This is a genomic window from Polaribacter sp. PL03 (genome assembly GCF_033875165.1).
GTDB lineage: Bacteria > Bacteroidota > Bacteroidia > Flavobacteriales > Flavobacteriaceae > Polaribacter.
On the sequence record NZ_JAWZSV010000003.1, the window covers coordinates 40,577 to 66,992 of the forward strand.

General features: G+C 29.5%; 26 protein-coding genes and 1 tRNA gene. 14 read left to right on the top strand and 13 right to left on the bottom strand.

What is annotated here, in order from left to right:
• Positions 1-8 precede the first annotated feature (8 nt).
• The 5 genes from bamA to SHK09_RS06330 form a co-directional block, all read right to left on the bottom strand.
• Positions 9-2,564 (bottom strand): outer membrane protein assembly factor BamA, encoded by a 2,556-nt coding sequence (bamA, locus tag SHK09_RS06310; protein WP_319809937.1) that lies wholly within the window; start codon positions 2,562-2,564, stop codon positions 9-11.
• A 7-nt stretch (positions 2,565-2,571) separates the two neighbouring features.
• Complete coding sequence (locus SHK09_RS06315; protein WP_319809938.1) at positions 2,572-3,315, bottom strand: isoprenyl transferase; 744 nt, start codon at positions 3,313-3,315, stop codon at positions 2,572-2,574.
• A gap of 6 nt (positions 3,316-3,321) precedes the next feature.
• Positions 3,322-3,999 carry a DUF6089 family protein gene (locus SHK09_RS06320; protein WP_319809939.1) on the bottom strand — a complete coding sequence of 226 codons (678 nt, stop codon included), beginning with the start codon at positions 3,997-3,999 and terminating at the stop codon, positions 3,322-3,324.
• Between the two features lie 105 nt (positions 4,000-4,104).
• Positions 4,105-5,004, bottom strand: a complete 900-nt coding sequence (locus SHK09_RS06325; RefSeq protein WP_319809940.1) for an NAD kinase — start codon at positions 5,002-5,004, stop codon at positions 4,105-4,107.
• 59 nt (positions 5,005-5,063) lie between these two features.
• Complete coding sequence (locus SHK09_RS06330; RefSeq protein WP_319809941.1) at positions 5,064-5,723, bottom strand: CBS domain-containing protein; 660 nt, start codon at positions 5,721-5,723, stop codon at positions 5,064-5,066.
• 60 nt (positions 5,724-5,783) lie between these two features.
• On the opposite strand from SHK09_RS06330, the gene SHK09_RS06335 reads away from it, so the two are divergent.
• From SHK09_RS06335 to SHK09_RS06345, 3 genes are all read left to right on the top strand, one after another.
• Entirely contained in the window at positions 5,784-6,497 is a 714-nt protein-coding gene (locus SHK09_RS06335; RefSeq protein ID WP_319809942.1) for a pyridoxine 5'-phosphate synthase, read from the top strand.
• Between the two features lie 40 nt (positions 6,498-6,537).
• A complete protein-coding gene (locus SHK09_RS06340) occupies positions 6,538-7,311 on the top strand; it encodes an alpha/beta fold hydrolase (protein ID WP_319809943.1) in 774 nt (257 codons plus the stop codon).
• Positions 7,312-7,382: 71 nt separating this feature from the next.
• Positions 7,383-8,240, top strand: a complete 858-nt coding sequence (locus tag SHK09_RS06345) for a phosphatase PAP2 family protein (RefSeq protein WP_319809944.1) — start codon at positions 7,383-7,385, stop codon at positions 8,238-8,240.
• A gap of 37 nt (positions 8,241-8,277) precedes the next feature.
• Here the strand turns inward: SHK09_RS06345 and SHK09_RS06350 are convergent, their stop codons facing one another.
• The 3 genes from SHK09_RS06350 to SHK09_RS06360 form a co-directional block, all read right to left on the bottom strand.
• The gene (locus SHK09_RS06350) at positions 8,278-8,514 is read right to left on the bottom strand and encodes a hypothetical protein (RefSeq protein WP_319809945.1); all 237 of its coding nucleotides are present in this window, start codon (positions 8,512-8,514) and stop codon (positions 8,278-8,280) included.
• Between the two features lie 3 nt (positions 8,515-8,517).
• On the bottom strand, positions 8,518-9,123 hold the full coding sequence (locus tag SHK09_RS06355) for a thiamine diphosphokinase (RefSeq protein ID WP_319809946.1): 606 nt from the start codon (positions 9,121-9,123) through the stop codon (positions 8,518-8,520).
• A 67-nt stretch (positions 9,124-9,190) separates the two neighbouring features.
• Positions 9,191-9,547, bottom strand: a complete 357-nt coding sequence (locus tag SHK09_RS06360) for a MotA/TolQ/ExbB proton channel family protein (protein ID WP_319809947.1) — start codon at positions 9,545-9,547, stop codon at positions 9,191-9,193.
• Positions 9,548-9,770: 223 nt separating this feature from the next.
• On the opposite strand from SHK09_RS06360, the gene SHK09_RS06365 reads away from it, so the two are divergent.
• The 7 genes from SHK09_RS06365 to SHK09_RS06395 all read left to right on the top strand — a co-directional run bounded on the left by SHK09_RS06365 (position 9,771) and on the right by SHK09_RS06395 (position 16,088).
• Positions 9,771-10,811: a sensor histidine kinase gene (locus SHK09_RS06365; protein ID WP_319809948.1), complete on the top strand. Its 1,041-nt coding sequence runs from the start codon at positions 9,771-9,773 to the stop codon at positions 10,809-10,811.
• A gap of 209 nt (positions 10,812-11,020) precedes the next feature.
• Positions 11,021-11,737, top strand: coding sequence for a LytTR family DNA-binding domain-containing protein (locus tag SHK09_RS06370; RefSeq protein WP_319809949.1), 717 nt, complete (start codon positions 11,021-11,023; stop codon positions 11,735-11,737).
• A gap of 33 nt (positions 11,738-11,770) precedes the next feature.
• Complete coding sequence (locus tag SHK09_RS06375; protein ID WP_319809950.1) at positions 11,771-12,850, top strand: diphosphomevalonate decarboxylase; 1,080 nt, start codon at positions 11,771-11,773, stop codon at positions 12,848-12,850.
• Between the two features lie 16 nt (positions 12,851-12,866).
• Positions 12,867-13,268, top strand: a complete 402-nt coding sequence (locus SHK09_RS06380; RefSeq protein ID WP_319809951.1) for a hypothetical protein — start codon at positions 12,867-12,869, stop codon at positions 13,266-13,268.
• 53 nt (positions 13,269-13,321) lie between these two features.
• Positions 13,322-14,248, top strand: a complete 927-nt coding sequence (locus SHK09_RS06385) for a mevalonate kinase (protein WP_319809952.1) — start codon at positions 13,322-13,324, stop codon at positions 14,246-14,248.
• An 8-nt stretch (positions 14,249-14,256) separates the two neighbouring features.
• The gene (locus SHK09_RS06390; protein WP_319809953.1) at positions 14,257-15,174 is read left to right on the top strand and encodes a geranylgeranylglycerol-phosphate geranylgeranyltransferase; all 918 of its coding nucleotides are present in this window, start codon (positions 14,257-14,259) and stop codon (positions 15,172-15,174) included.
• A 38-nt stretch (positions 15,175-15,212) separates the two neighbouring features.
• Entirely contained in the window at positions 15,213-16,088 is an 876-nt protein-coding gene (locus SHK09_RS06395) for a pseudouridine synthase (protein ID WP_319809954.1), read from the top strand.
• A 55-nt stretch (positions 16,089-16,143) separates the two neighbouring features.
• Here the strand turns inward: SHK09_RS06395 and hutG are convergent, their stop codons facing one another.
• The 4 genes from hutG to hutH are packed head-to-tail and all read right to left on the bottom strand — an operon-like array spanning position 16,144 to position 21,848.
• Positions 16,144-17,109, bottom strand: coding sequence for a formimidoylglutamase (gene hutG, locus SHK09_RS06400; RefSeq protein ID WP_319809955.1), 966 nt, complete (start codon positions 17,107-17,109; stop codon positions 16,144-16,146).
• A gap of 1 nt (position 17,110) precedes the next feature.
• The gene (hutI, locus tag SHK09_RS06405; protein ID WP_319809956.1) at positions 17,111-18,352 is read right to left on the bottom strand and encodes an imidazolonepropionase; all 1,242 of its coding nucleotides are present in this window, start codon (positions 18,350-18,352) and stop codon (positions 17,111-17,113) included.
• Positions 18,352-20,349 carry a urocanate hydratase gene (locus SHK09_RS06410; RefSeq protein WP_319809957.1) on the bottom strand — a complete coding sequence of 666 codons (1,998 nt, stop codon included), beginning with the start codon at positions 20,347-20,349 and terminating at the stop codon, positions 18,352-18,354. Before SHK09_RS06410 ends, hutI begins: the two co-directional genes overlap by 1 nt.
• A gap of 2 nt (positions 20,350-20,351) precedes the next feature.
• On the bottom strand, positions 20,352-21,848 hold the full coding sequence (gene hutH / locus SHK09_RS06415) for a histidine ammonia-lyase (protein WP_319809958.1): 1,497 nt from the start codon (positions 21,846-21,848) through the stop codon (positions 20,352-20,354).
• Positions 21,849-21,930: 82 nt separating this feature from the next.
• Between hutH and SHK09_RS06420 the strand changes: the two genes are divergently transcribed.
• Complete coding sequence (locus SHK09_RS06420) at positions 21,931-22,809, top strand: LysR family transcriptional regulator (protein ID WP_319809959.1); 879 nt, start codon at positions 21,931-21,933, stop codon at positions 22,807-22,809.
• A 59-nt stretch (positions 22,810-22,868) separates the two neighbouring features.
• Here the strand turns inward: SHK09_RS06420 and SHK09_RS06425 are convergent.
• Positions 22,869-22,941 (bottom strand) — tRNA-Phe (locus SHK09_RS06425).
• Between the two features lie 99 nt (positions 22,942-23,040).
• Between SHK09_RS06425 and SHK09_RS06430 the strand changes: the two genes are divergently transcribed.
• The 3 genes from SHK09_RS06430 to SHK09_RS06440 are packed head-to-tail and all read left to right on the top strand — an operon-like array spanning position 23,041 to position 26,413.
• Entirely contained in the window at positions 23,041-23,769 is a 729-nt protein-coding gene (locus SHK09_RS06430; protein WP_319809960.1) for a type III pantothenate kinase, read from the top strand.
• Positions 23,766-25,064: a hypothetical protein gene (locus SHK09_RS06435; protein ID WP_319809961.1), complete on the top strand. Its 1,299-nt coding sequence runs from the start codon at positions 23,766-23,768 to the stop codon at positions 25,062-25,064. Before SHK09_RS06430 ends, SHK09_RS06435 begins: the two co-directional genes overlap by 4 nt.
• Before the next feature lie 17 nt (positions 25,065-25,081).
• On the top strand, positions 25,082-26,413 hold the full coding sequence (locus tag SHK09_RS06440) for a hypothetical protein (protein WP_319809962.1): 1,332 nt from the start codon (positions 25,082-25,084) through the stop codon (positions 26,411-26,413).
• Positions 26,414-26,416 lie beyond the last annotated feature (3 nt).

The window sequence follows — 26,416 nt, forward strand, 5'->3', positions numbered from 1 at the left end:
CAGTTTTCTTAGAATTGTCTTCCGATAATAAAATGTGTTTGCCAACCAGATTTTTCTGTTTGCCCTGGTAATGGATCGAAACCATGAGCAAAATCGATTCCTAATAATCCAAATGCAGGCATAAATATTCTTACACCTAAACCAGCTGACCTTTTTAAGTTAAACGGATTAAATGTTCTAAAATTGTCATAAGAGTTACCCGCTTCTAAGAAACCTAATGTGTATATAGATGCAGAAGGAGCATCTGTAATAGAGTATCTAAGTTCTAATTGAAATTTATTATATATCGTTCCTCCAGAAACAGTAGATAATGCATTGTTTTCATAACCTCTTAAACCAACAGTTTCTCTACCGTCTAATTGAAATTGTGCAATACCATCTCCACCAACAAAATAACGTTCAAATGGTGTTTGGCCTAACTTATTGCTATAAAACCCTAAATATCCCATTTCTGCATTAGTCATTAAAACTAATTTATCTGTAAAAGCTGTATACCATTTACCTTTTGCATTTAATTTGTAGTATTCTAACCATTTAAATTTATCTGCTAAGAAATCATTTTGCTCTTCTGCTGTTAAATTATCTGGTTCTGTATAATCTTTATCCGTAAATAATGAATATGGAAGTGTTGCTTTAATACCAAAAGAGAATTCTGATCCATAAGTTGGGAAGATTAAACTTGGTCCTGCAGAACTTCTACTAAGGTTTATATTGTATGATAAGTTGTTTAAAGTACCATTGTTTAATATATTATCTCCAACTCTAAAACCATAATTCTTCAACTGAAAACTCTGGTAAGAAATTGTTTGAGATAATTGAAAGAAATCATCTGGCCATTTTAAACGTTGTCCTAATCCTATAGAAGCTCCTGTGATACCTAATTTTCTACTTTTATCAACATCAAATGTTTGCGGGTCTAATTGAAACTGATTAGATTGATATACAGAGAATGATAATGATTTTGGTTTTTTACCACCAAACCATGGTTCTGTAAAAGAAAAACTATAGGTATTATAGGTTCTACTAGATTGAAGTCTTAAAGATAATTTCTGACCATCTCCTGTAGGTAATGGTTTGTATGCATCTTTATTAAAAATGTTTTTTATAGAAAAGTTATTAAAAGATAACCCTAAAGTTCCAATAAAAGAACCACCACCATAACCACCTTGTAATTCTATCTGGCTTCCACCTTTTTCAATTACATTAAAGTTAATATCTGTAGTCTTATCTTGGTAATTTGGTACAACGTCTGGCGTTACATTTTGATCGAAAAAACCTAATTGGCCAATTTCTCTAATAGATCTAATAATTTCTCTTCTACTAAATAAATCTCCAGGTTTTACACGTAATTCTCTAAAGATTACATGGTCATTTGTTTTGTCGTTACCAGTTACTGTTACTTTTTTAATACGTGCTTTCTCGTCTTCTCTAATTCTTATTTCTACAGTAATAGAATCGTTTTTAACTCTTGTTTCTACTGCATTTACTTGAGAAAATAAGTAACCATTATTTTGGTATTCAGAAGAAATATCAAAAGATGTTGGCGAACCATCTCCATTAACACGTTCTTCTAAAACAGCTCCATTATAAACATCTCCTTTGTCTATTCTTAATATTTGACGCAATTGGTCATCTGTATACTCTTTGTTACCAACAAACAATATTTCTGCAAAACGGTATTGTCTACCTTCTTCTAAATCGATATTAATATCTATTGTATTATCTTCATTCCAAGAAATACCTTCCTTTAAAATACGTGCATCTCTGTAACCTAATCTACTGTATTTATCTAGTATTTTTTCAAGATCTTGTTGGTATTCTTCTTCTATATACTTAGAACCTTTCCAAAAACGACCAAAAAACTTTTCTTTGGTATTCTTCATTGTCTTTCTAAGTTTTTTCCCAGAAAGTGCGTCATTACCATTAAAGTTAATGTCTTTTACTTTAATTTTTTTTCCTTTATCGATAAAAACAGCCATGTTAACAATGTTAACGTCTGAGGTGTCTTTTTGTACATCTAAAGAGACTTTAGTTTTTAAGAAACCTTTGTCTGTATATTTTTTTGTGAAGTAATTTTTTGTGGTAACCAGAAGATTATCTGTTACCATTTTACCCAAGTTTAATTCGGCTTCTTTTTTAAGTTCCTTTGCTTTAGATCTTTTAACTCCGCTAATTTTTACTTGGTTTAATTGTGGAAGTTCTTTAACATCTAATTGAAGGTATATAGTGTTGCCATCTATTTTTGCTAAATAGACATCTACATCGCTAAATTGTTCACTTTCGTATAATTTTTTGATAGCACTTGTAAGCTTATCACCAGGAAGTTTAATTGTCTGTCCGTATCTAAGACCAGTAAAAACTCTAACGGTTTCTTCACTAAATTTTTTAAGTCCAGTAACAGAAATACCTCCTAAAATGTATTCTTTTCCTTTTTCAAAAGAAACAGCCTTTTTAGGAATTGTGTCTTTTTTAATTACAGATAAACTATCATTTTTAACTTGTGCACTTACATTGTAAGTAGAAAATAGTGCTATAAACACTACTACTGCAGAAAATAACTTCATATAAAATTTATTCTGTAATTTGTTCGCTTGTTTTTCCAAATCTTCGTTCTCTATTCTGATAATCTATGATTGCATCGTAAAAATGCTCTTCTCTAAAATCTGGCCAAAGTATATCTGTAAAATATAATTCAGCATATGCCATTTGCCACAATAAGAAATTACTAATGCGTTGTTCTCCACTAGTTCTTATCATTAAATCAACGTCGGGCAAATTAAACGTATATAAATGGTTATTTATAGTATTTTCATTAATTTCTTCAATATTAAGCTCTTTATTAACAACTTTTTTAGATATATTTTTAATTGTGTTAACAATTTCTTCTCGAGAACCATAGCTTAAAGCAAAAGTTAATACAATTTCTGTATTGTCTTTTGTTTGAGAAATAACGTCTGCTAAAACTTTTTGAGCTTTTTTTGGAAGGCTGGTAATTAAACCAATAGCATTTACTCTAACGCCATTTTTCATAAACTCGGGTAATTCTTTTTTCAAAGAATTAATAAGTAAACTCATTAAAGCGTCTACTTCTAGTTTTGGTCGGTTCCAGTTTTCTGTAGAAAAAGCATATAAAGTTATTGCTTCTATATTTACTTGAGAGGCTGCTTTTACAGATTCTCTAACGGCAGTTAATGCATTTCTGTGGCCAAAAATTCTATTCATCCCTTTACCTTTTGCCCAACGGCCATTGCCATCCATAATAATAGCAACGTGTTTTGGCACTCTTTGTAAATCGATACTTAGTTTTTTATCCATATTTTTTTATAATCCAGTTGTGTAACAAGCGGGTCTACCAAAGGTGTATATTAAAGATACTCCTGTAAACATATACCAATCATTACTATTTCCTTCTATATTTAAAGTTAGATCATTTTCTGAAACATAATCTAAATCATCTTCAAAAGTATATCTAAATTTTGTTTCTAAAGCAAAAGCAAAGTTACCTGCTAGTTTAGACTTAAAGCCAATACCAATTGGTACTGCAAATGTTGTTTTTTTGTCAAAAATATCTTCTCCTACCGTATTTTGTCCTGAAACGTAAGAGTAATTAAATGCAGCAAGTTCTATTAATATATAAGGTGTCCAGCTTTTGTCTTCAGATGAAATGTCATATTCATAGAAATTATATTCCATTCCTAGTGCAACTTCATTAATTGTATTAGAGAAGTTTAAATTTCTATTTCTTCTAAAATCGGTGTCGGCATCTGCGTCTTCTCCTTTTATTGGTAAATAAGAAAAAGTTCCTTTTAATGCAATTCTAGGGTTGTAGTTGTATTTAAAAAATACGTTACCTGCTAGTTGATTTGGGTAAATGTAGTTCGTTCTACCAATGTCTCCAACATAGTTTGTGCCTCCTAAAGAGAGGCCTAGTTCATATACTTGACCTAATGTTATTGAGGAAAAGCTAATAAATACGATAAATAATATACTTTTTTTCATTCTAAAAAATGGCGAGCAAATATAGGAATTTCAATTTGCTTTATAAAGTTAATACTCAGTCTTTTTTGAATAACAACTTTTAAGCCTTTTTATTGTTTGTGTTCATTAAAGATTAGTTTCATTTCTAGTGTCTTCTCCCCATAATAATTTACTACGTAATGTTTGTAAAAAAGATTGATTATTAGGAATGATACTTTTAATTGTAAATGCTGCTTTTTCTATAAAAACTTTTGTGTTTTCTGCAACTGTAGTAATTCTAGAGTCTAATGAAATTAAAAATTCTTTTTCCCTAGAATCTACTTCTAATTGAATAGAAGTTTCATCGGAAATAACCATAGATCTAGCATTTAAATTGTGTGGTGCAATTGGTGTAATTACTAAATTTTTAGAATCTGGTGAAATTACAGGGCCATTACAACTTAAAGAATAACCTGTAGAACCTGTTGGTGTAGCAATTATTAAACCGTCTGCCCAATAATTAGTTAAATAATCATTATTTAAATTAGTTCTTACACCAATCATAGAAGTTGTGTTTTTTCTTGCAATTGTAACTTCGTTTAATGCGAAATTAAGTTCAGAAAATTCTTCTGTTTTTGGTGTTGTTTTTATAGATAAAAGGGTTCTTTCTTGTACAGAATATTCTCCTTTTAATATTAATTCTACACTTTCTGTTATTGTTTTTTTGTTGATTGTTGCAAGGAATCCTAAACGGCCAGTATTTATACCTAACATTGGTATTCCTAAATCTCTTATATAGGTTACTGCTCTTAAAATTGTACCATCGCCACCTAAGGTAAACATAAGGTCAAAAGAATCGTCTAAATCATTAAAATGAGAAAATGTAGGATATTTTTTAGTTAAAATATCGCCTTCAACTAATAAATTATAAAACTTCTCTTCTATAAAACAAACAATATTATTCTTTTCTAGAATAGCTAAAAGAATTTTAATTTCTCTTTCTGCTGAAATGGAATAAGATTGTCCGTAAACTGCTACTTTTTTCAAACCTATAAAATGTTTTAATTTTTTATTACTTTTTATTGATGTATTTCTTTGTTTAAAAATTACATTTCTAAATATCTCTGTAAATAGTCAGATCTGTTTTTTAAATCTTCTAGATAAATGTCGTTTTCATGAGTAGAAATTATTTTATAATCATACCTTCTAAACGTATGCATAATTTCGTGAATATCTTCTGCCTTAACTTTAAGTGTAATTTGAACTAAACTTTGTTGTTTTTCAGAAATATACAAACCTAGTAATTTACCTCCGTTAGATTCTACAATTTGTGTTACTTCACTCATAGAATAATCATCCTCTAATTTTTCTATAATTAAGGTTTCACTATCTTCAATCATAAATGGGCTTGTAGAAAAAACATCTAAAACATCACACAAATCATAATAACCTATATAGTCCTTTTCTTTGTTAATTACAGGAATAATAGTAGTGTCATTATCTGCAAAAATTTTTAAAAGTTCTAAAACAGTAGCTTTGTCATCTGCAAAAAAAGAATTTAGCAAATGTGTGTAAGCAACTAATTCATCAGTCTTATTTTCTATTGTTTGAATATCATCTTGGGCAAAACAGCCTAGTATTTTATTGTTTTCTACCACAGCAAAATGTGTGATCGGAAAATTATCAAACAACTTTTTAGCAGTTTTTACACTACTTTTTAAGCTTAATGGTTTTATTTCATTTAGTATGTAGTCTGTAATATTCATGCTTTACGAATATAGGATAAAATGATTTAATAATTTATCTTTGTAGTCTAATTTTAGACAATGACAAAGTTAAGTGTAAATATTAATAAAATAGCAACTTTAAGAAACTCTCGTGGCGGAAATGTGCCAAATTTATTAAAAGTTGCTGCAGATATAGAAAGTTTTGGTGGGCAAGGAATTACAATTCACCCAAGACCAGATGAAAGACACATTAGATACCAAGATGCTAGAGATTTAGTTTCTGTTGTAAAAACAGAATATAATATAGAAGGAAACCCTATTAAATCTTTTATTGATTTAGTTTTAGAAACAAAACCAACACAAGTTACTTTAGTACCAGATTCTATTCATGCAATTACTTCTAATGCAGGTTGGGATACTATAAATCATCAATCTTTTTTGCAAGAAGTTGTTAAAGAATTTCAACAAAATGGTATTAGAACTTCTATTTTTATTGATACAGATTTAAAACTAATTGAAGCTGCTGCAAAAACAGGAACAGACAGAATAGAATTATACACAGAGGAATTTGCTACACAGTTTCATTTAGGAAATAAAGAAGCAATAAAACCATATACAGAAGCTGCTATTTTAGCACATAAATTAGGTTTAGGTATTAATGCAGGACATGATTTAAGCTTAGATAATATTAAATTTTTCAAAGATAATATTCCTAATTTGGCAGAAGTTTCTATTGGGCATGCATTAATTGCAGAGAGTTTGTATTTAGGTTTAGAAAATGTTGTAAATATGTATTTACATAAAATGAAATAGTTTTTAGTTCTATTATTTTAAACGCATTAAAAGAAGAAAAATGACAAATAATCTAATTTTACATTCAACTATAAAAGGTGAAGGAATACCGTTATTAATTTTACACGGTTATTTTGGAATGTCTGATAATTGGAAAACGTTAGGAAATCAATTTTCAGAAGCCTTTCAGGCTCATTTAATAGATCAAAGAAACCACGGTAGAAGTTTTCATGAAGATGAATTTAATTATGAGGTTCTAGTAGAAGATTTATATCGTTATATTCAGTTTTATAAATTAGAAAAAGTTTATATAATTGGGCATTCTATGGGCGGCAAAACGGCAATGTTATTTGCAGTTACATACCCAGATTTAGTTAAAAAATTAATTATTGTAGATATTTCTCCAAGAGAATATCAACCACATCACAATGCCATTTTAGCAGGTTTAAATTCGATAGACTTTTCTGTAGATAATTCTAGAGGAAAAGTAGATAAAAAATTAGCAGGGTTAATTCCAGAATTAGGTGTTCGTCAATTTTTATTAAAAAACGTTTATTGGAAAGAGAAAGGGCAACTTGCTTTTCGCTTCAACTTAGAATCGCTTACTAAAAACAACGCAGAAGTTGGTGAAGCTTTACCTTCTTTTACTGTTTATGAAAACGATACGTTGTTTTTAAAAGGAGAAAAATCTGATTATATTACAGAAAATGAAGAAGCAATTATAGAAGCACATTTTCCAAGTTCTAAAATTATAGAAATTAAAAATGCAGGTCATTGGTTACACGCCGAAAATGCAAAACAATTTTACAGTGAAGTTTGTAAGTTTTTAAAGTAAATTTTTAGTTTTTAGAACAGGCTTAAAATTTCTAAGATAGTTTTATCAATAAAATTTCAATATATTTATAAATGAAGAAATTAATTACACTTTTATTTATTTTAGGTTTTAGTTTAACTTATTGTCAGAATAAATCGATAAACCTAAATTTAAAAAAAGACAGAAACTCGTGGGAAAAACTTACTTACGATTTAGGTAATATGGCAGGTGGTATGGGATATGCCTATACAAGACCATTGCATTGGAAAAAGAAACAGTTTGCAGAATTTGGCTATGTAGCTGCAGGAACTGCTGCTTTGTATACAATAGATGACAATGTAGATACTTGGGCAAATGGTTGGCGAAATGATGTGCCACGTTGGTTAACAAACTACGGGAACGATATTGGAAGCCCGAATAATAATTTTATGCTAACAGGTGCCGTTTACTTAACAGGTTTGTTTACAGACGACCCAAAATTAAGAAGAACTGGTGTCTTATTAATTTCTTCTGCAGCAGCTTCTGGTTTATTACAACAAATATCTAAAAGAATAATTGGTAGAGCAAGACCAAGAGTAGATGTAGGTAAAAGCTCTTTCGATCCGTTTCATATAGATAGAGTTTTTAATTATGATTCTTTTCCTTCTGGGCACACAATGTTAGGTTTTACAAATGCATATGCAATAGCAAAAAACTTTGATAGTCCTTGGGTAAAAGCAGGTTTGTATACAATTGGTTCTTTACCAGGAATAGCTAGAATTATAGATCGTTTTCATTGGATTTCTGACGTTGCTTTTTCAACAGCAATTAGTATTTTTATTGTAGAAGCAATAGATAGGTTTTTAGATACCAAATACGATGAGAAATACAATGACAAAAGAAAGCAAAAAAAGGTAGCTTGGGACTTGCAAGTTACGCCGCAAAGTTTTGGTGTAACTATGAATTTTTAGAAACAGCTTCTCTATAAAAAGATTTTGTAAACGTATTTTACTCTGCTATTTCTCCTCTATGTGGTTTTAATGCATCTCTAAATGTTTTCATATTTATTTCATCAACAATAATAAATGCTGAAGATAACATAGGATTTATTTCTACAATATCAATTTCATGAAAATTTAATTTTTCTAAATTGGCAAATTCTCTTAAGTGAATTGTATGGTGTTTAGCTGTTTCTTTGCCATCTTCACCTCTAAAATCCCACAATAATTTTATCTTTCTACTCATAATTTAATCATTTATAAAAATAAATAAGGTACCCGCTTTAAAACTGATTTCTATTTTATTTTCTATTGCTTTATTTCTAGTTCCTATTCTCTTGCCAAAAACTAAATCTTCTTTATCTAAAGAATATTGTAGGCCACTTGTTGTAATTCCTTTAGTTTCTGGAAACGGAATTAAAGAAACCGTTTTGTCTTTACAGTTTTTAACTACTGTATTGTTGTCTGCTAAAAAGTAATATCCATGGTTGTCGAAAAAAGTAAGTTTTAATTTTTCTTTCCATTGAATAACGGTATTTAGATTTCCTAAAAAATGATCTTGTTCCTTTCCGCTTGCTCCAAAAACATCTATATTTTTAAAACCTTTTTTAAATAAGATTTTAAGTATTTTATCAAAATCTGTAAAGTTTTGGTCTGGTGTTTCTATAACTTCTATTTCCTTCGGAATATTTTCTAGAGAATCGAAATCACCAGAAATAAAATGAGGTGTAATTTTTTGTTGTTTTAAATATTGATAAGCACCATCTGTAGCACAAATAACTTCATACTGAGAGAGAATAGGTAGTTTTTTTGGAACTTCGCCATTTAGTAATAAAAAAACTTTTTTAGTTTGCATACAATGCAAAAATACCCATTTCATAATTAATGAAATGGGTAATAACTTTAATAATAAAGATGTTTATTTATTTTTCTTTTAGAATTAAACCAATAATACCTATACGTGCAACTAAAAAAGTTAGCATACCAAAAGCAGGAGAAAGTAAAGCTATTTTTAATCCACCTGCTAAGATTTGGTTAGAGAACCCCGAGGAAATAGAAATAGCGTCAAATGCTCCTATTAAACCAAGCATCATTCCTAAAAAACCCCATACTAAAGCAAATAAACTTACGGATTTAATTAATTTTAATCCTTTTTCATTTTTATCATTCTTAATAAAAACTTTTATAATTAATACAATACAAATAATTAAGGTAATTAAAATTGTATACATAAATAATGGACCACCATCGTTCAATAAATTCATAGGTAATAATTTCATAATAAGTTATTTTAGTTATTAATATGAATCAAATATATTTTAAATTCACCTCTAATACTTTTAAAAACGATGGTTGAATATATTATATGACTAAACTACTAATTAATTGCAGCTTTTAACAAAAATAACTTAATTTGGTAGAAAAGGTTAGTTTTCGGGTATTTTGCCTCAAAAAAAAGTGAGGTATTAAAAAATACATGATATTGGTAAATTATTAAAAAGGATGAACACATATATTAAATTACTACTAACCGTACTTTTTCATTTATTTTTTTGGATAGTAGTTTATTTTTTTTACACTTATTTTCTTGGTTATGGAAGCTTTAATATTAATTATGTAAATTCATTTTCATGGTTTTTAATGCCAAGTACAATTACTGCTAGTTATTTTTTTTTATATTATTTATTTCCGAACTATCTTCAAAAAAAGAAATACTTTTTATTTATTCTCTACGGTATTTATACATTTATAATTGCTAATTGCGCTATAATTTTATCAATTTTATTTGGTTTTATTTTTTTAGATAAGTCTGGGAATCAAACCGTTATTCCTTTAACAAAAGGTTTGCCTTATATAGTTTTTGGTACCTATTTAATTATACTTTTTGCTATTGTTATTGGCTTAATGGTATTCAATTATTTAGATCAAAAGAAAAATGAAGATTTAAAAACCAAATTTCTACAAACACAATTGCAATTGAAAGAACAAGAATTAAAGTTTTTAAAAATGCAAATTCATCCACATTTTTTATTTAATTCTTTAAATACTATTTATGGTTTTGCACTTCAGAAAGCAGAAGAAGCGCCAGAAATGATTTTAAAATTATCTAATTTGCTAGATTATATATTATATCAAGTAGAAAAACCAAAAGTTTCTTTATTGGACGAAATAAATCATTTAGAAGATTATATTTCATTAGAAAAGATGCGTTTTCATGATACTCTAAAAGTGAGTTTTAGTAAAGAGAATCTAAACGATAATCTTCAGATTCCTCCAATGTTATTAATTCCTTTTGTAGAAAATAGTTTTAAACATGGAGAAATTATTGATGGGGTTTTGAAAGTTGATATTCATTTAAAAATAGAAAATAATTACTTGTTTTTCGAAGTTGTAAATTCATCTACTAAAAAAGAAGAAACAAATGAAGGAATTGGTTTAGTTAATATTAAAAAACGTTTAGAAATGTTATATCCAGAAAAATATCAACTAGAAATAGTTGATAAAAAAGATGCGTTTAAAGTGTCCTTAAAAATTGAATTTTAATAAATAGTGTCTTTTCTACCTTTGTAGGAGAAATCAGATAATGTCACTCAACGTTTTGTTATAACTGTTATGTGACTTCTTACGCTGTTCGAAGTGACAAGTTTTGGAGGCTTTTTCCTCCCAGTTTGTCTTTTCGACAGAAAGAGGAACGTATGAAGAGGAACCTCAATTTCTTTTAATCTAAAATTATAAAAATAAATAGCTTTAAGATGAATACTGTTAATTGTGTTATTGTAGATGATGAGCCAGTTGCAAGAAAGATAATAGAATCTTTTGTGGCTAAAATTCCGAATTTAATTTTGGTGAAAAGTTGCAAAAATGCCATGGAAGCATTCGAAATTGTAAACTCACAACATATAGATTTATTCTTTCTAGATATTAATATGCCAGATGTATCTGGTTTATCTTTAGCAAAATCAATTAACCAGAATTCTAAAATTATTTTTACAACAGCTTATAGAGAATATGCTATAGATGGTTTCGATTTACAAGCAGTAGATTATTTACTAAAACCAATTGCTTTCGATCGATTTTTACAAGCTGTCAACAAGTTTTTTCAAGGAATTTCGGTTATAGAAAGCGATGTGAAAATTGTAGAAAATACTATTAAAAACGATTTTGTTTTTGTTCGTTCTGATAGGAAAATGGTTAAAATTAATTTTGATGAAATTTTCTACATAGAAAGTTTGTCTGATTATATAAAAATCTATGTAACAGATAAAATAATTACAACAAGAGAAACAATTAGTAATATAGAAACAAAATTACCAGCTAAGAATTTTCTAAGAATTCATAGATCTTATATTGTAAATCTTAATAAAGCAGCTTCATATACTAATGAATTTATAGAAATTGGTAAAAATGCAATTCCTATAAGTAGAACGTATAAAGAAAATGTACTTAAAAAGTTGACAGAAATTTCATAGAAATAGTTTTATCTTTGATGCAAATTTTAGATATTGAATACAGCACAATTTATTCCAGAAATACTTACAGAAAATATAGAAAAAGCAAATTTTACTTGGCAAACACCTAGTAATATTGCATTGGTAAAATATTGGGGAAAAAGTAATCCTCAAATGCCTAAGAATGCTTCTATTAGTTTTACTTTAAATAATTGCCATACCATTACTACTATAGCGTTTTCTAAAATAGAAAGAACGGCAGAAGTGAAATTCGATTTGTTTTTTGAAGGAAAAGAAAAGGAAGAATTTAAACCTAAAATTGCAGAATTTTTTAAAAGAGTACAAGAATATTGTCCTTATATTTTTAATTATAAGATGACAATCAATTCAGAGAATTCTTTTCCTCATTCTAGCGGAATAGCTTCTTCTGCAAGTGGTTTAAGTGCCATTGCAATGTGTTTAATGAGTTTAGAGAATGAATTAAACCCAAGTATAACTCAAGAATTTATTAATAAAAAAGCTTCTTTTTTAGCACGTTTAGGTTCTGGAAGTGCAAGTAGAAGTATAGAAGGTCCTTTGGTTGTTTGGGGAAATCACCCAGAAATAGCGGAAAGTTCAGATTTATTCGGAGTTCAATTTCCTTACAAAGTACATTCAGTTTTTAAAAATTACCAAGACGCAATTTTATTGGTAGATAAAGGAGAAAAAGTTGTTTCTAGTACCGTTGGGCATAATTTAATGCACAATCATCCGTATGCAGAAAGTCGTTTTACGCAAGCAAATGATAACTTAGGTAAAATTTCAGAAATCCTTCAAAATGGAGATCTAGAAGCATTTGTAAGTTTAGTAGAAAGTGAAGCATTAACGTTGCATGCAATGATGATGACAAGCAATCCTTATTTTATTTTGATGAAACCAAATACATTAGAAATTATTAATAAAATTTGGAAATATAGAGCAGAAAATAAAAGTAATATTTGTTTTACTTTAGATGCAGGCGCAAATGTACATGTGTTATATCCAGAGAATGAGAAGGACTCTGTGAATAATTTTATAGAAAACGAATTAGCAAATTACTGCCAGAATAAGCAGTTTATTTATGATTCTGTAGGTTTTGGTGCGAAAAAAATATAATTTAAAACAATGTTTTATGAGAATTATTTTAATGTTTTTATTTATTAGTTGTTTTTCTTTATCTAAGCTTTCTGCTCAAGAAAAAAAGTGGTTAGACGCAAATGAAAACAGTACAACTAAAGAAAAAGCTGTTTATTATAGAGTTTTTTCGAAAGATAAGAAAGAGCAGCAACTTGTTGTAGACTTTTATATTTCTGGTGAAAAAGCAAAAGAAATATATTTTATTGAAGGAAAGAAGCAAGGTAAATATGTACAGTTTTATACAACTGGCGAAGTAGAAACTACCGGTGTATTTGAAAACGGACTTAGAGATGGCATGTGGAAGATGTATTCTAAAAGAGGTAAAATAAAAGAAAAAGGAAAGTACGTAAAGGGCGAAAAAACAGGTGTTTGGAAAACTTTTTATAAGAATAATTAATAAAGATTTGTTAACTTAGAAAGTTGTATTTTTGTAACGTTATGAAGAAAACTATGAAAGGACCATTATTTTACGCTAAAATTTTGCTGTTTGGAGAATACGGAATTATAAAAGATTCTAAAGGATTAGCAATACCTTTTAATGCATACAGAGGAGCTTTAAAAACTTCAGAAAACCTTTCGGGAAAATCATTAAAATCTAATGAGAACTTACATCGTTTTTACATTTATTTATCTAATTTAAAAACAGATATTGTTTCATTTAATTTAATGGCTTTTAAAAAGGATGTTGAAGAAGGAATGTATTTCGATTCTTCAATACCACAAGGTTATGGTGTAGGTAGTTCTGGTGCTTTAGTAGCATCTATTTATGACAAGTATGCTTCAGATAAAATAACAGTATTAGAAAATTTAACCAGAGATAAATTATTAAATTTAAAATCAGTTTTTGCTTTAATGGAATCTTTTTTTCATGGTAAAAGTTCTGGTTTAGATCCTCTAAATAGTTATTTAAGTTTACCAATATTAATTAATTCTAAAGACAACGTAGAGCCCGCAGGAATTCCTTCACAAAAGGAAGGTAAAGGAGCTGTGTTTTTATTAGATTCTGAACAAATTGGTGAAACAGAACCTATGGTAAACATCTTTATGAACAAGATGAAAAACGAAGGTTTTAGAAAAATGATTAGCGAAGAATTTTCTACAACAACAGATGCCTGTATTGAAGATTTCTTACAAGGAAACGTTAAATCTTTATTTGGTAATGTAAAATCATTATCTAAAATTGTTTTAACAAACTTTAAACCAATGATTCCTGCTGCTTTTCATAAGGTATGGGAAAAAGGCCTTTCTACAAACGACTACTATTTAAAATTATGTGGTTCTGGCGGAGGTGGTTATATTTTAGGTTTTACAGAAGATTTTGCTAAAGCTCAAAAAAGTTTAAAAGATTATAAACTAGAATTAGTTTATAGATTTTAAAGCGTTTTATGAGTATTTCAAAGGCAAAAAGAATAACACTTAAATTTCTTAGTTTGTTTTCTGCTGTAAGAGGTTATAATATTTTGGTTTTAATATTTGCTCAATACTTAGCAGCTATTTTTATTTTTTCGCCAACAAAATCTCTAAAAGATGTTGTTTTCGATTTACATTTATTCTTTTTAGTTTTAGCTTCAGTTTTTGTAATTGCTGGTGGTTATATTATAAATAATTTCTATGATGCTAAAGTAGATAAGATTAACAGACCTGTAAAAGCTGGGTTAGATAATTACATAAAGCAATCTACTAAATTAAGATTGTATTTTCTTTTAAATTTTATTGGTTTTTGCTTCGGAATTCTAATTTCTTGGAGAGCAGCATTGTTTTTTGCAATGTTTATTTTTGCAATCTGGTTTTATTCGCATAAATTAAAAAAGCACCCGTTTTTAGGTGTAGTTTCTGCTACTGTGCTTACTGTTTTACCTTTTTTTGCAGTTTTTGTTTACTTCGGTAACTTTTCTATAATGATATTGTTTCATGCAAGTTTCTTGTTTTTAGTAATTATGGTTCGCGAGTTAATAAAAGATTTACAAAATATAAAAGGTGCAATTGCTAATAATTACAATACGTTTCCTGTGGTTTATGGAGAAAAGAAAACAAAACAATTATCAATCCTATTATTAATTTTTACTATTATTCCTATTTCAATTTTATTTAGTTACCCAGCGTTAAGTTACATGCGCTATTATTTCTATTTTGCTTTAATAGTCTTGTTGTTTGTTGGTTTTTCTCTTTGGACATCTAAAACAAGAAATGACTATAGAACACTACATAATATTTTAAAACTCTTATTATTTATTGGTGTCTTATGTTTAATTTTTATTGATACTTCACTATTGTTAGATAAAGTGATTAATAGATTGAACTAGAATTCAAGAATATAACTACCTTTGCAAAAATTTTTATAATGAATTCAAATAATAACTCGTCGAGAGGACGACAAGACGGTAAAAAAAGTACTCCTCTAAGTAGAAAAAGTAGTTCTTCAAGTAAAAAGAGCACACCTTTAAGTAGAAAGAGTCCTAAGAAAACTTTTACCAAAATTAAAGAAGCTCCAAAATCTGACGAATCTACAGGAATCCGTTTAAATAAATACATTGCCAATTCTGGTATGTGTTCTAGGCGTGAAGCAGATACATATATCGAGCATGGTAGTGTTGAAGTAAATGGAAAGTTAGTTACAGAAATGGGGTACAAAGTACAGCCAGATGATATTGTACGTTTTGATGGAACAAGTATTACACCAGAACAAAAAAGATATATTTTATTAAACAAACCTAAGAATTACATAACTACCATGGACGATGAACGTGGTAGAAAAACAGTTATGGATTTAATATCTGATGCATCAAAGGAAAGAATTTATCCTGTTGGGCGTTTAGATAGAAATACTACTGGTTTGTTATTGTTTACGAATGATGGGGATTTAGCAAAAAAGTTAACACACCCAAAACATAATGTACGTAAATTATACCACGCTTCTTTAGATAGAAAACTAGATTTAAAAGATTTAGAAAAATTACGTGGAGAAGTAATTATCGAGGGTAAAAAAGTATTTATTGATGCTATTTCTTATGTAGATGGACAACCAAAGTCTGAAGTAGGAATTGAAATTCACTCTGGTAGAAATAGAATTGTACGTAAGATTTTTGAACACCTTGGTTACAAGGTAAGTAAATTAGATAGAGTTATTTTTGCTGAATTAACTAAGAAAAATTTACCAAGAGGTAGATGGAGAGAGTTAACGAATCAAGAATTAAGTAATCTTCAAATGTTGAAGTAAATCTATTTTATTATAATATAAAAAACCTTTTAGATGTAAAATCTAAAAGGTTTTTTTATGCCTTCAAAACAATAAAGTCTACCAATCTTGCAGCTAAATTACTTGTATGATTGTCAATATCTAAATCTGGGTTTAATTCTGCAATATCACAAGAAATTACTTTTTTACTTTGTAATAAATACGTTAGAACTTGATACACAAAATTAGGTGTAAAACCGAGTGGAGAAGGAGCACTAACACCAGGTGCATAAGCAGAAGAAAAGCCGTCTAAATCTATTGTAATGTATAAATAATCTACTTTTTCGATGAAAGTATTTAACTTTCTTTTTAAGTTATCATTAAAGGTTTCACATTCGAAACTAGAAACAAAAGAAACTTTATTTGCTGCTGCAGTTTCAAACAATTCTTTGGTATTAGATTGTTGCTGAATTCCGATTGCAAAGTAACTAGCCGTTTTATTTTCTGATAAAATCTGATTGAATGGAGTTCCAGAATTTGGTTGTGTGTCTACAGTTCTTAAATCGAAATGAGCATCAAAATTTATAATGCCTATTTTATTTTTTGCTGATGATTTTAGAGCATCTTTAATCCCGTTAAAACTAGCATAAGCAATATCATGTCCGCCACCAATGGCAATAGGTAAAATGTTATTGGTAATTAATTTGCTAATGGTTTTAGAAAGTGCTTTTTGACAATCTTCTAAATGATTGTTAACACAAATGACATCACCAAAATCTGTAATTGTTTTATTTTCAAAATGAATTGGAAGTTTACCAAGTTTATTTCTTACGCTTTTCGGACCTTTTCTTGCGCCAATTCTTCCTTGGTTCCTTCGAACACCTTCATCACAAACATACCCAACCAAACCTATATTTGTAGAATTATCAACTTTAAAATCTTCAATATTAGCAACTTTTATGTCCTGATGCCAATATTGATTTACAAGTTTAGAAATTCTACCAAAGTAGTTGTTTTTATTCCCTGCATTATAATCGATTTTTAAACCTTTAAAGAATTCCATTTTATGTTTTTTTAATTTCTTCTCCTTTTAAAAATACTTTTTCAATTTGATGATTACCAAAAGAATACGGAATAAAGTTATAGGAGTTAATTTCTTTGGTCAAAATTAGATTCGCTAATTTCCCTTTTGTAATAGTACCTACTTTTTCCTGTAAATTCATTGCATAAGCACCGTTAATTGTGGCTGCATTAATTGCTTCTTCAGGTGTCATTTTCATTTTTATACAAGCAGTAGCAACTACAAAATTCATGTTTCCAGAAGGTGTAGAGCCAGGGTTGTAGTCTGTGGCTAATGCTAAGGGCAAACCTGCGTCTATCATTTTTCTAGCAGGTGTATACGGAATGTTTAAAAAATAAGAACAACTTGGTAAAGCAACAGGCATTGTTTTGGTGTTTTTTAAAGCATCAATATCTTCTGTTCTCATTTCTTCTAAATGATCTACAGATAAAACGTTGTGTTTAATTCCTACTTGAATTCCTCCGATAGTAGTAAACTGATTTACATGAATTTTACCTTGTAAACCATATTTTTTTCCAGCTTCTAAGATTTGATGTGTATCATTAACCGAAAAATAACCAGTTTCACAGAAAATATCTATAAAATCTGCTAAATTTTCTTTCTGAATAGTTGTTAGAATGTCGTTAATCAACATTTGTAAATAAGCACTTTTATTATTTTTATATTCAGCAGGAACAGCATGTGCACCCAAGAAAGTAGCTTTAATTTCTATAGGATAATTCTGCTTTAATCTTCTAATAACACGTAATATTTTAAGTTCAGCGTCTTTTGTTAAACCGTAACCAGATTTAATTTCTACAGCACCAGTACCTAACTGTATAATTTCTTCTAACCTTACTTTACTTTGGTTGTATAAATCTTCTTCGGATGTTTGCTGTAATTTTTTAGCTGAATTTAAAATTCCGCCACCATTTTCTGCAATTTCTTTGTAGGAAAATCCTTTTATTCTATCTACAAATTCACTTTCTCTATTGCCAGCATACACTAAATGTGTATGAGAATCGCACCAAGATGGTAATATCATTCTTCCTGTTGCATCAATGGTTTTAAAAGTTGTTTTAGGGCAGTTTTTCATCAAACCATAATCAGCAATTAATCCGTTTTCAACTAATAAAAAAGCATTTTTAATGGTTGGTAAAATGTTCATTTCCTTACCAGAAAGAAAATCTACCGCTTTTTCTCTAACCTGAATTAATTCTTTAATATTTATAAAAAGTACATTCATTAAAATAGGTCTTTTAATAGGTTTTCATTTACTAAATTAGGTAAAGTAACTTTTAGATTTGGCGTTCTTTCCATTTCTCTTTTGATGGCAAAAATAGCCTCATCATTTCTAGCCCAACTTCTTCTAGCAATTCCGTTGTTTACATCATAAAAAAGCATGTTTTTTAATTTTTCTTCGGCTTCTTTTGTGCCGTCTAACAACATCCCGAAACCACCATTCATTACTTCTCCCCAGCCAACGCCGCCGCCATTGTGAATAGAAACCCAAGTGGCACCTCTAAAACTATCTCCAATTACATTATGAATTGCCATGTCTGCTGTAAATTTACTTCCGTCATAAATATTAGAAGTTTCTCTAAAAGGAGAATCTGTACCACTAACATCATGATGATCTCTACCTAAAATTACTGCTCCAATTTCTCCTTTAGCAATTACATTATTAAAAGCTTCTGCTATTTTTATGCGTCCTTCTGCATCAGCATATAAAATACGTGCTTGTGAGCCAACCACCATTTTATTCGATTTTGCATTTTTTATCCAAGTGATATTATCTTGCATTTGCAATTGAATTTCCTTTGGCGAATTTTCCATCAATTCTTGTAGAACAGTTGCAGCAATTTCATCCGTTTTGTCTAAATCTTCTGTTTTTCCAGAAGCACAAACCCATCTAAAAGGGCCAAAACCATAATCGAAACACATAGGACCTAAAATATCTTGCACATAAGAAGGATATTTAAAATCGATATTATTTGCTGCCATTACATCTGCACCAGCTCTAGAAGCTTCTAATAAAAAAGCGTTTCCGTAATCAAAAAAGTAGGTTCCTTTTTTAGTGTGATTATTAATTGATTTTGCATGTCTTCTTAAAGATTCTTGAACTTTTTCTTTAAATAATTCTGGATTTTCTCTTATCAAAATATTTGATTCTTCATAAGAGATATCCGCAGGATAATAACCACCTGTCCAAGGAATATGAAGCGATGTTTGATCTGAACCAATATGAATAAAGATATTTTCTTCATCAAATTTCTCCCAAACATCAATAATATTTCCAATAAAAGCGATGGAAACAACCTCGTTATTTTTTTGAGCTTCTAAAGTTCTATCAACAAGAACATTTATATCATCAATTAAAACATCTACCCAACCTTGTTCGTGTCTTTTTGTAGCAGCTTTTCTGTTAACTTCTGCGCAAATTGTAATACATCCTGCAATGTTTCCAGCTTTTGGTTGTGCGCCACTCATGCCACCTAAACCAGCAGTTAAAAATATTTTTCCATTCGGATTTTCATCCTTTTTTAATATTTTTCTAAACGCGTTCATCACCGTAATTGTAGTTCCGTGTACAATTCCTTGCGGACCAATATACATAAACGAACCAGCCGTCATTTGTCCGTATTGTGTAACACCTAAAGCATTAAACTTTTCCCAGTCGTTGGGTTTTGAATAATTCGGAATCATCATTCCGTTAGTTACTACAACTCTTGGTGCGTTTTTAGAAGAAGGGAATAAGCCCATTGGATGACCAGAATATAAATGCAATGTTTGTTCTTCGGTCATTATTGCCAAATATTGCATCACTAAAAGATATTGCGCCCAATTCTGAAAAACAGCACCGTTACCACCATAGGTAATAAGTTCTTCTGGATGTTGTGCCACATCCGGATTCAAGTTATTTTGAATCATCAACATTAAACCTGCAGCTTGTTGAGTTTTTGCAGGATATTCTGAAATTGATCTTGCAAATATTTTATAATCTGGTTTAAAACGATACATGTAAATTCTACCAAATTCTTTTAATTCGTTGGCAAATTCAGTTGCTAACTCTTTGTGCCATTCTTTCGGGAAATAGCGTAAAGCATTTTTAATTGCCAATTGTTTTTCTTCAAGAGATAAAATATCTTTTCTTTTTGGCGCTCTATTTGCATCTTTTGGATATATTTTTAATGCTGGTAATTTCTTTGGAATTCCTTGTAAAATATCTTCTTTAAAAGTCATAATTAGTTGTATTTTACAATTAATTTCTTTGTTTTTACCAATTGAATCATATTATAGATGTCATCTTTTAAAAGTCTATCTTCCTCTAATTTATCAACTTTAGACCTAATAATAGCATGATTTTTTTCGATGATTTCAGAAAACGTATTTGGTCTTCTAAACTCTAAAGCTTGTGCTGCATACATTAATTCTATGGCTAATATTTTTTCTAGATTTCCTAAAATTTCATTGAATTGTCGTCCAGAAATACTTCCCATAGAAACATGATCTTCTTGTCCTAAAGAAGTTGGAATACTATCCGCAGAAGGAGGGAAACACAACGATTTATTCTCTGTAACCAAAGCTGCTGTTGTATATTGCGGAATCATAAAACCAGAATTTAAACCACCACTTTTAGTTAATAACCTTGGTAAACCATACTTCCCTTCTAACAATAAATAACAACGTCTGTCTGCAATGTTTCCTAGTTCAGAAGCTGCAATAGAACAATAATCTAAAGCCATTGCCAAAGGTTGTCCGTGAAAATTACCTCCAGAAATAGCTTCCGTTTCACTTAATACAATTGGGTTGTCTGTAACAGAGTTCATTTCTATCTCTGCCAATTCCAATAAATGATAAAATGCATTTCTAGAAGCGCCATGAACTTGCGGAATACAACGCATAGAATATGGGTCTTGCACACGTTCGCAATCTTCGTGAGAAGTAATATTCTGTGAATCTTTAAATATATTTCGCATTCTCTCTGCAACCTTTATACTTCCTTTAAAAGGTCTTATTCTGTGTAATTCTTCTCTAAAAGGAGACGAGCTTCCTTTGTATCCTTCTATACTCATTGCACCAGAAATATCTGCTAAATCTAATAAGTATTCCATTTTTAGAAGTCCGGTTACGGTATGTGCTAAAATAAATTGCGTTCCGTTTATTAAACCCAAACCTTCTTTTGCATGCAATTCTAAAGGTTTTAAATTATGATTTTCTAAAACTTCATTAGCAGAAATGATTTCATCATCAATCCAAAATTCCCCTTCACCAATTAAAGGTAAAAATAAGTGAGAAAGTGGTGCTAAATCTCCAGAAGCTCCTACAGAACCTTGTTTTGGTACCGTTGGTAATAAATCATTTTCTATAAAATAAATAATACGTTCTATCAACTCTAATCGTACACCAGAAAAACCCTGACAAAGTGCATGTACTTTGCAAATCATCATAATTTTAGATAATTGTTTGTCGATATTTGCACCAACACCAACTGCATGTGTAATTAGTAAATTCGTTTGTAATTGATTTGTTTCTTCAGGTGAAATTTGCACGTCACACAATGGTCCGAAACCAGTATTTATACCGTAAACGGCTTTATTATTTTTAGTAATAGTATCTACTTTTTTTCTACAAGCAATTATTCTTTCTTTAGCTTCATTGTTTATTATGGCTTTTAAATTTCCGTTTGCAATATCTTTTACTTTATGAAGGGTAAGCGTATCTATTCCGTATTTAAACATTGTTTCTTATAAATTGAGTGTTCACAAAGTTATGATTACTTTTGATGCTTTATAATACTGATTAATGTGCTAATTAATAACTATGAAGTATCAAATAGAGTTAAGACATATTCGTTATTTTTTAGCAGTTGCTGAAGAATTACACTTTAGAAAAGCAGCAGAGAAGTTGTTTATTTCTCAACCAGGATTAAGTAGGCAAATTAAAATTATTGAAGAGGAGCTAGGAGTTGTTTTGTTTGAAAGGCATAACAGAAAGGTGGTTTTAACTAAAGTTGGAGCATACCTAAAAGAAGAGTTTTCGCTTCAATTAAAAACACTTTCTCATACGTTAGATAATGCAAAATTACTACACGATGGTAAAAAAGGAGAACTAAATATTAGTTATGTTGGTTCTGCTATGCAAGATGTTATTCCTAATTTATTATTGAGTTTTGAGAAAAATCACCCAGATATATTATTCAATTTAAAAGAAATTGATAATCAAGAACAAATAGAAAATTTACTTTCTTTTACTTCAGATATTGGTTTCGTTCGGCTAGAGAGAGTTCCTAGAGGAATAGAGATAAGGAAAATTTTAAAGGAGAATTTTTGTTTGGTACTTCCTAGAAAACATACTATAAATGAAAATAATTTTAGAAGTTTAGCCCAATTTAAAGAGGAATCATTTATTCTTTTTGATTCAAAATATAGCGCTTCTTATCATGAGAAGGTGATGCAAATTTTTGATGATTGTGGTTTTACTCCATTAATCTCACATAATACAATACATTCTAGTTCTATTTTTAAATTGGTAGAAAATAACTTCGGAATTTCTATTGTCCCAAAATCATTAGCACGAAAAGGAGGTTATAAAATTAAATTTATTGAGTTAGATATGATTCCGCAAAAAACTACGCTTTCTGTAATTTGGAATAAAAAGAATACAAACTCTATACTTAATGATGTTTTAGAACTGCTGTAATTTTAGTAGGAAAAATATAGGTACAAAAAAACCCAAACTAAAAAGTTTGGGTTTGTAAGTGGTACCTCCAGGAATCGAACCAGGGACACAAGGATTTTCAGTCCTTTGCTCTACCAACTGAGCTAAGGTACCATTGCCTTAGCGGCTGCAAATATACAATGTTTTTTGACTTATCCTAAAGAAATATGAAAAAAATGTGATTTTTTTTTAAAATTTTTCTAAATTTGATTTATGAATCTAACAATTGATATAGGGAATACAAGGGTTAAGTCTGCTGTTTTTGAAGGAGATAGGCTTGTTGAATTGTATGTTTTCGATAAAAGAAAAATAATTTCAGAAATAAAAAAAATTTTTAAAAAAAATACAATCTCTGCAGGAATTATATCAAATGTGGCAACTATTTCAGAAAAAAGAATGGTTCAGTTAAAAAAAATAATAGACTTTCAAATTGTTTCTTCTGCATCAAAAGTTCCTTTTAACAATTTGTATAAGACTCCAAAAACTTTGGGAGTAGATAGAATTGCTTTGGTAGCTGGTGCAGTAAAACAGTTTCCTAATAAGAATGTTTTAGTTATAGATGCAGGAACTTGTATAACTTTCGATTTTGTGAGTGATAAAACTGCTTATTTGGGTGGCGCAATTTCACCAGGAATTAAAATGCGATACAAGGCCTTAAATAAATTCACAGCAAATTTACCATTGGTAGAAACTTTAGAATTGAATGATTTTATTGGCAAAAATACAGAAGAGAGTATTGTTTCTGGTGTTTTAAACGGTGTTGTAAAAGAGATTAATGGCGTTATAGAAGACTATGAGCAAGAATATTTGGATTTAACAGTAGTTTTAACAGGAGGAGACACAAATTTCTTGTCTAAACAATTAAAAAGTAGCATATTTGCCAATCAAAATTTTCTCCTTCAAGGATTAAATGAAATATTGAAATTTAACGGACACAAATGATTAGAAAGGTTTTAATAGTTTTTTTACTGATAACTTCGACAACTTTATTAGCACAAAGAACAAGTTCTTCTCCATATTCTTTTTTCGGAATTGGAGAACAATACTCTCCAAGAACTGTAGAAAATGCAACAATGGGAGGAATAGGTGTGGCATTTAATCATTATAAATATTTAAATTTTACAAATCCTGCTGCTAATGCGTTTTTAAGACAGACGACGTATTCTTTAGGAGTTTTAAATAATGATTTAACTCTAAATACAGCAGATACTAAACAAAGCTCTACATCTACAAGTTTAAGTTATGTTGCTTTAGGTTTTCCTATTGGTAGTAAAGCTGGTTTTTCTTTAGGTATACAACCTTTGTCTTCTGTTGGTTATTCATTATCTAATAGCGAATTTGATTCAAATAATGATCTTTCTGCAATTACACTGTATTCTGGTGAAGGTGGTGTAAATAGAATTTATGGTAGTTTTGGTATAAAAGTATCGAAAGAATTTTCTGTAGGTATTGAGGCAGATTATAGCTTTGGTAACATAGAAAATAGTATTACAAACCAAAGAGCCTTGGTTAGTTTAGCTACAAAATACAAAGAAGAAAGTATTATAAGAGGTAATTCTGTTACTTTAGGTACACAATATCATAAATTGTTAAAAGATAACTTATATTTTAACGCAGGTGCTACACTAAAATTTGGTAATGATTTAAGAGCTACGGGAAGCGAATACCTTTATTCATTAACACTTTCTGGAGCAGGTATAGATATACCAAGAGATACTATTTCTAGTAGCTCTAGTACTGGTAAATATAAAATGCCTTTAAAATCTATTTTGGGTGTTGGTATTGGTAAAAATGATAAATGGCATTTAGGTTTAGAGTATCAAAGTCAAGATGCTTTAGAGGCAGAAGGCTTTATTAACAATACAAATTCATCTTTTAAATATGAAAATTCTAGTAGAATATCTTTAGGAGGTTTTTATTTACCTAAAATAAATTCGATTTCAAGTTATTGGAATAGAGTTACTTATAGAGCAGGTTTACGATTTGAAAAGGTTGGTTTAGCGATAGACGGTTCTGGGTCTGGTACGAATTTTACTTCTATCGACGACTTTGGCATGTCTTTTGGATTAGGTTTACCACTGAAACAATTATCTAACGTTAACTTAGGCTTTGAATATGGTAAAAGAGGTACAACCGCTAATAACTTAGTTGAAGAGAATTATTTTAACTTTAGGCTCAGTTTGTCTTTGACTGCTTCTGGTTCTCAAAGTTGGTTCAGAAAAAGAAAGATTGATTAACTTATAAAACTATTAAAATGAAGAAAATTACGTTTTTATTAGCTGCAATGTTATTTATAACAACAGTAAAGACAAATGCTCAGGTAACAAAAAGAGATTGTGAAATTAAATACAATCTTTTTAGTGGAGACTTTAAATCTAAAAAATACGATGAAGCTTATGCAAATTGGATCTTTTTATTAGACAATTGTAAAGATTTATCTGTAAATATTTATAAATACGGTTCTACTTTAGCAGAAGATGTTAGAAAAGATCCTGTTTTAGCAAAAAGAGTGTACGAACAAAGATTACAGTATTTTCCAAACGATAATCCTGCAAAAGTACATAGTGATTATGCAGCTTATTTACATAGTAATAAATTAGCGGATGACGATGCTGTTTTTGCAATATTAGAAAAAGCTTATAAGATTGATCCTACTAGATTAGGAGTTAAAAATATATACCTTTATTTTCAAGGCGTAACAGATAGGAATAAGGATACAAACCCTCAGGTAGTTTTTGATACTTATGATAATGTTTTAGAAAATGTAAATCTAAAGTTAGAAGGTTATGCTAAGAAATTAGTTGAATTAAAAAAGGATTCTGCTAATTTAGATAAGAGAGGTAAAGGAAGGTTAAGAGCTTACAAGAGTAATTCTAAAGCTTTAGGTACAGTTGAGATTGGTATGGATAATATTATTTCTGAAATAGCAACATGTGAAAGGTTAGTTCCTTTATATGAAAGAGATTTTGAAGCGAACAAAACAAATGCAGTTTGGTTAAAAAGATCGGTTTCTAGAATGTTTAATAAGGGATGTCAAAAAGAACCTTTATTTGAAAAATTAGTAAGAGCTTTTGCAGAAGCTTCACCATCACCAGAAGCATATTCTTTCTTGGCAAATGTTTTAGAAGATAATGGAGATACTGCTGGGGCAAACTCAATGAGAGAAAAGTCTTTTAGTTTAGAAACAGATCCTTTAAAGAAAGCGAAGTACAAATTAAAGTTTGCACAAGCAGCTAAAGATAGAGGTCAGTTTAGTAAAGCTAGAAGTTTAGCTAGAGAAGCTTTAAGATTCAATCCAAATTCTGGTAGAGCTTATTTATTTATTGCTACTTTGTACCAAGCAAGTGTAAATAATTGTGGTGAAAACTTATTCGAAAAAAGAATGGTTTATGTTGCTGCTTTAAACATGGCGCAAAGGGCTGCATCTGTAGATCCTAGTATTTCTTCTAGAGCTAGAAAATACATTAGTATTTACAGTCAAAATGTACCTAGTCAAAAAGATATATTTAATGCAACAGCTACACCTGGAGGAAAATTCACAATTAAATGTTGGATTGGAGAAACAGTAAGAATACCAAATAAATAGTTT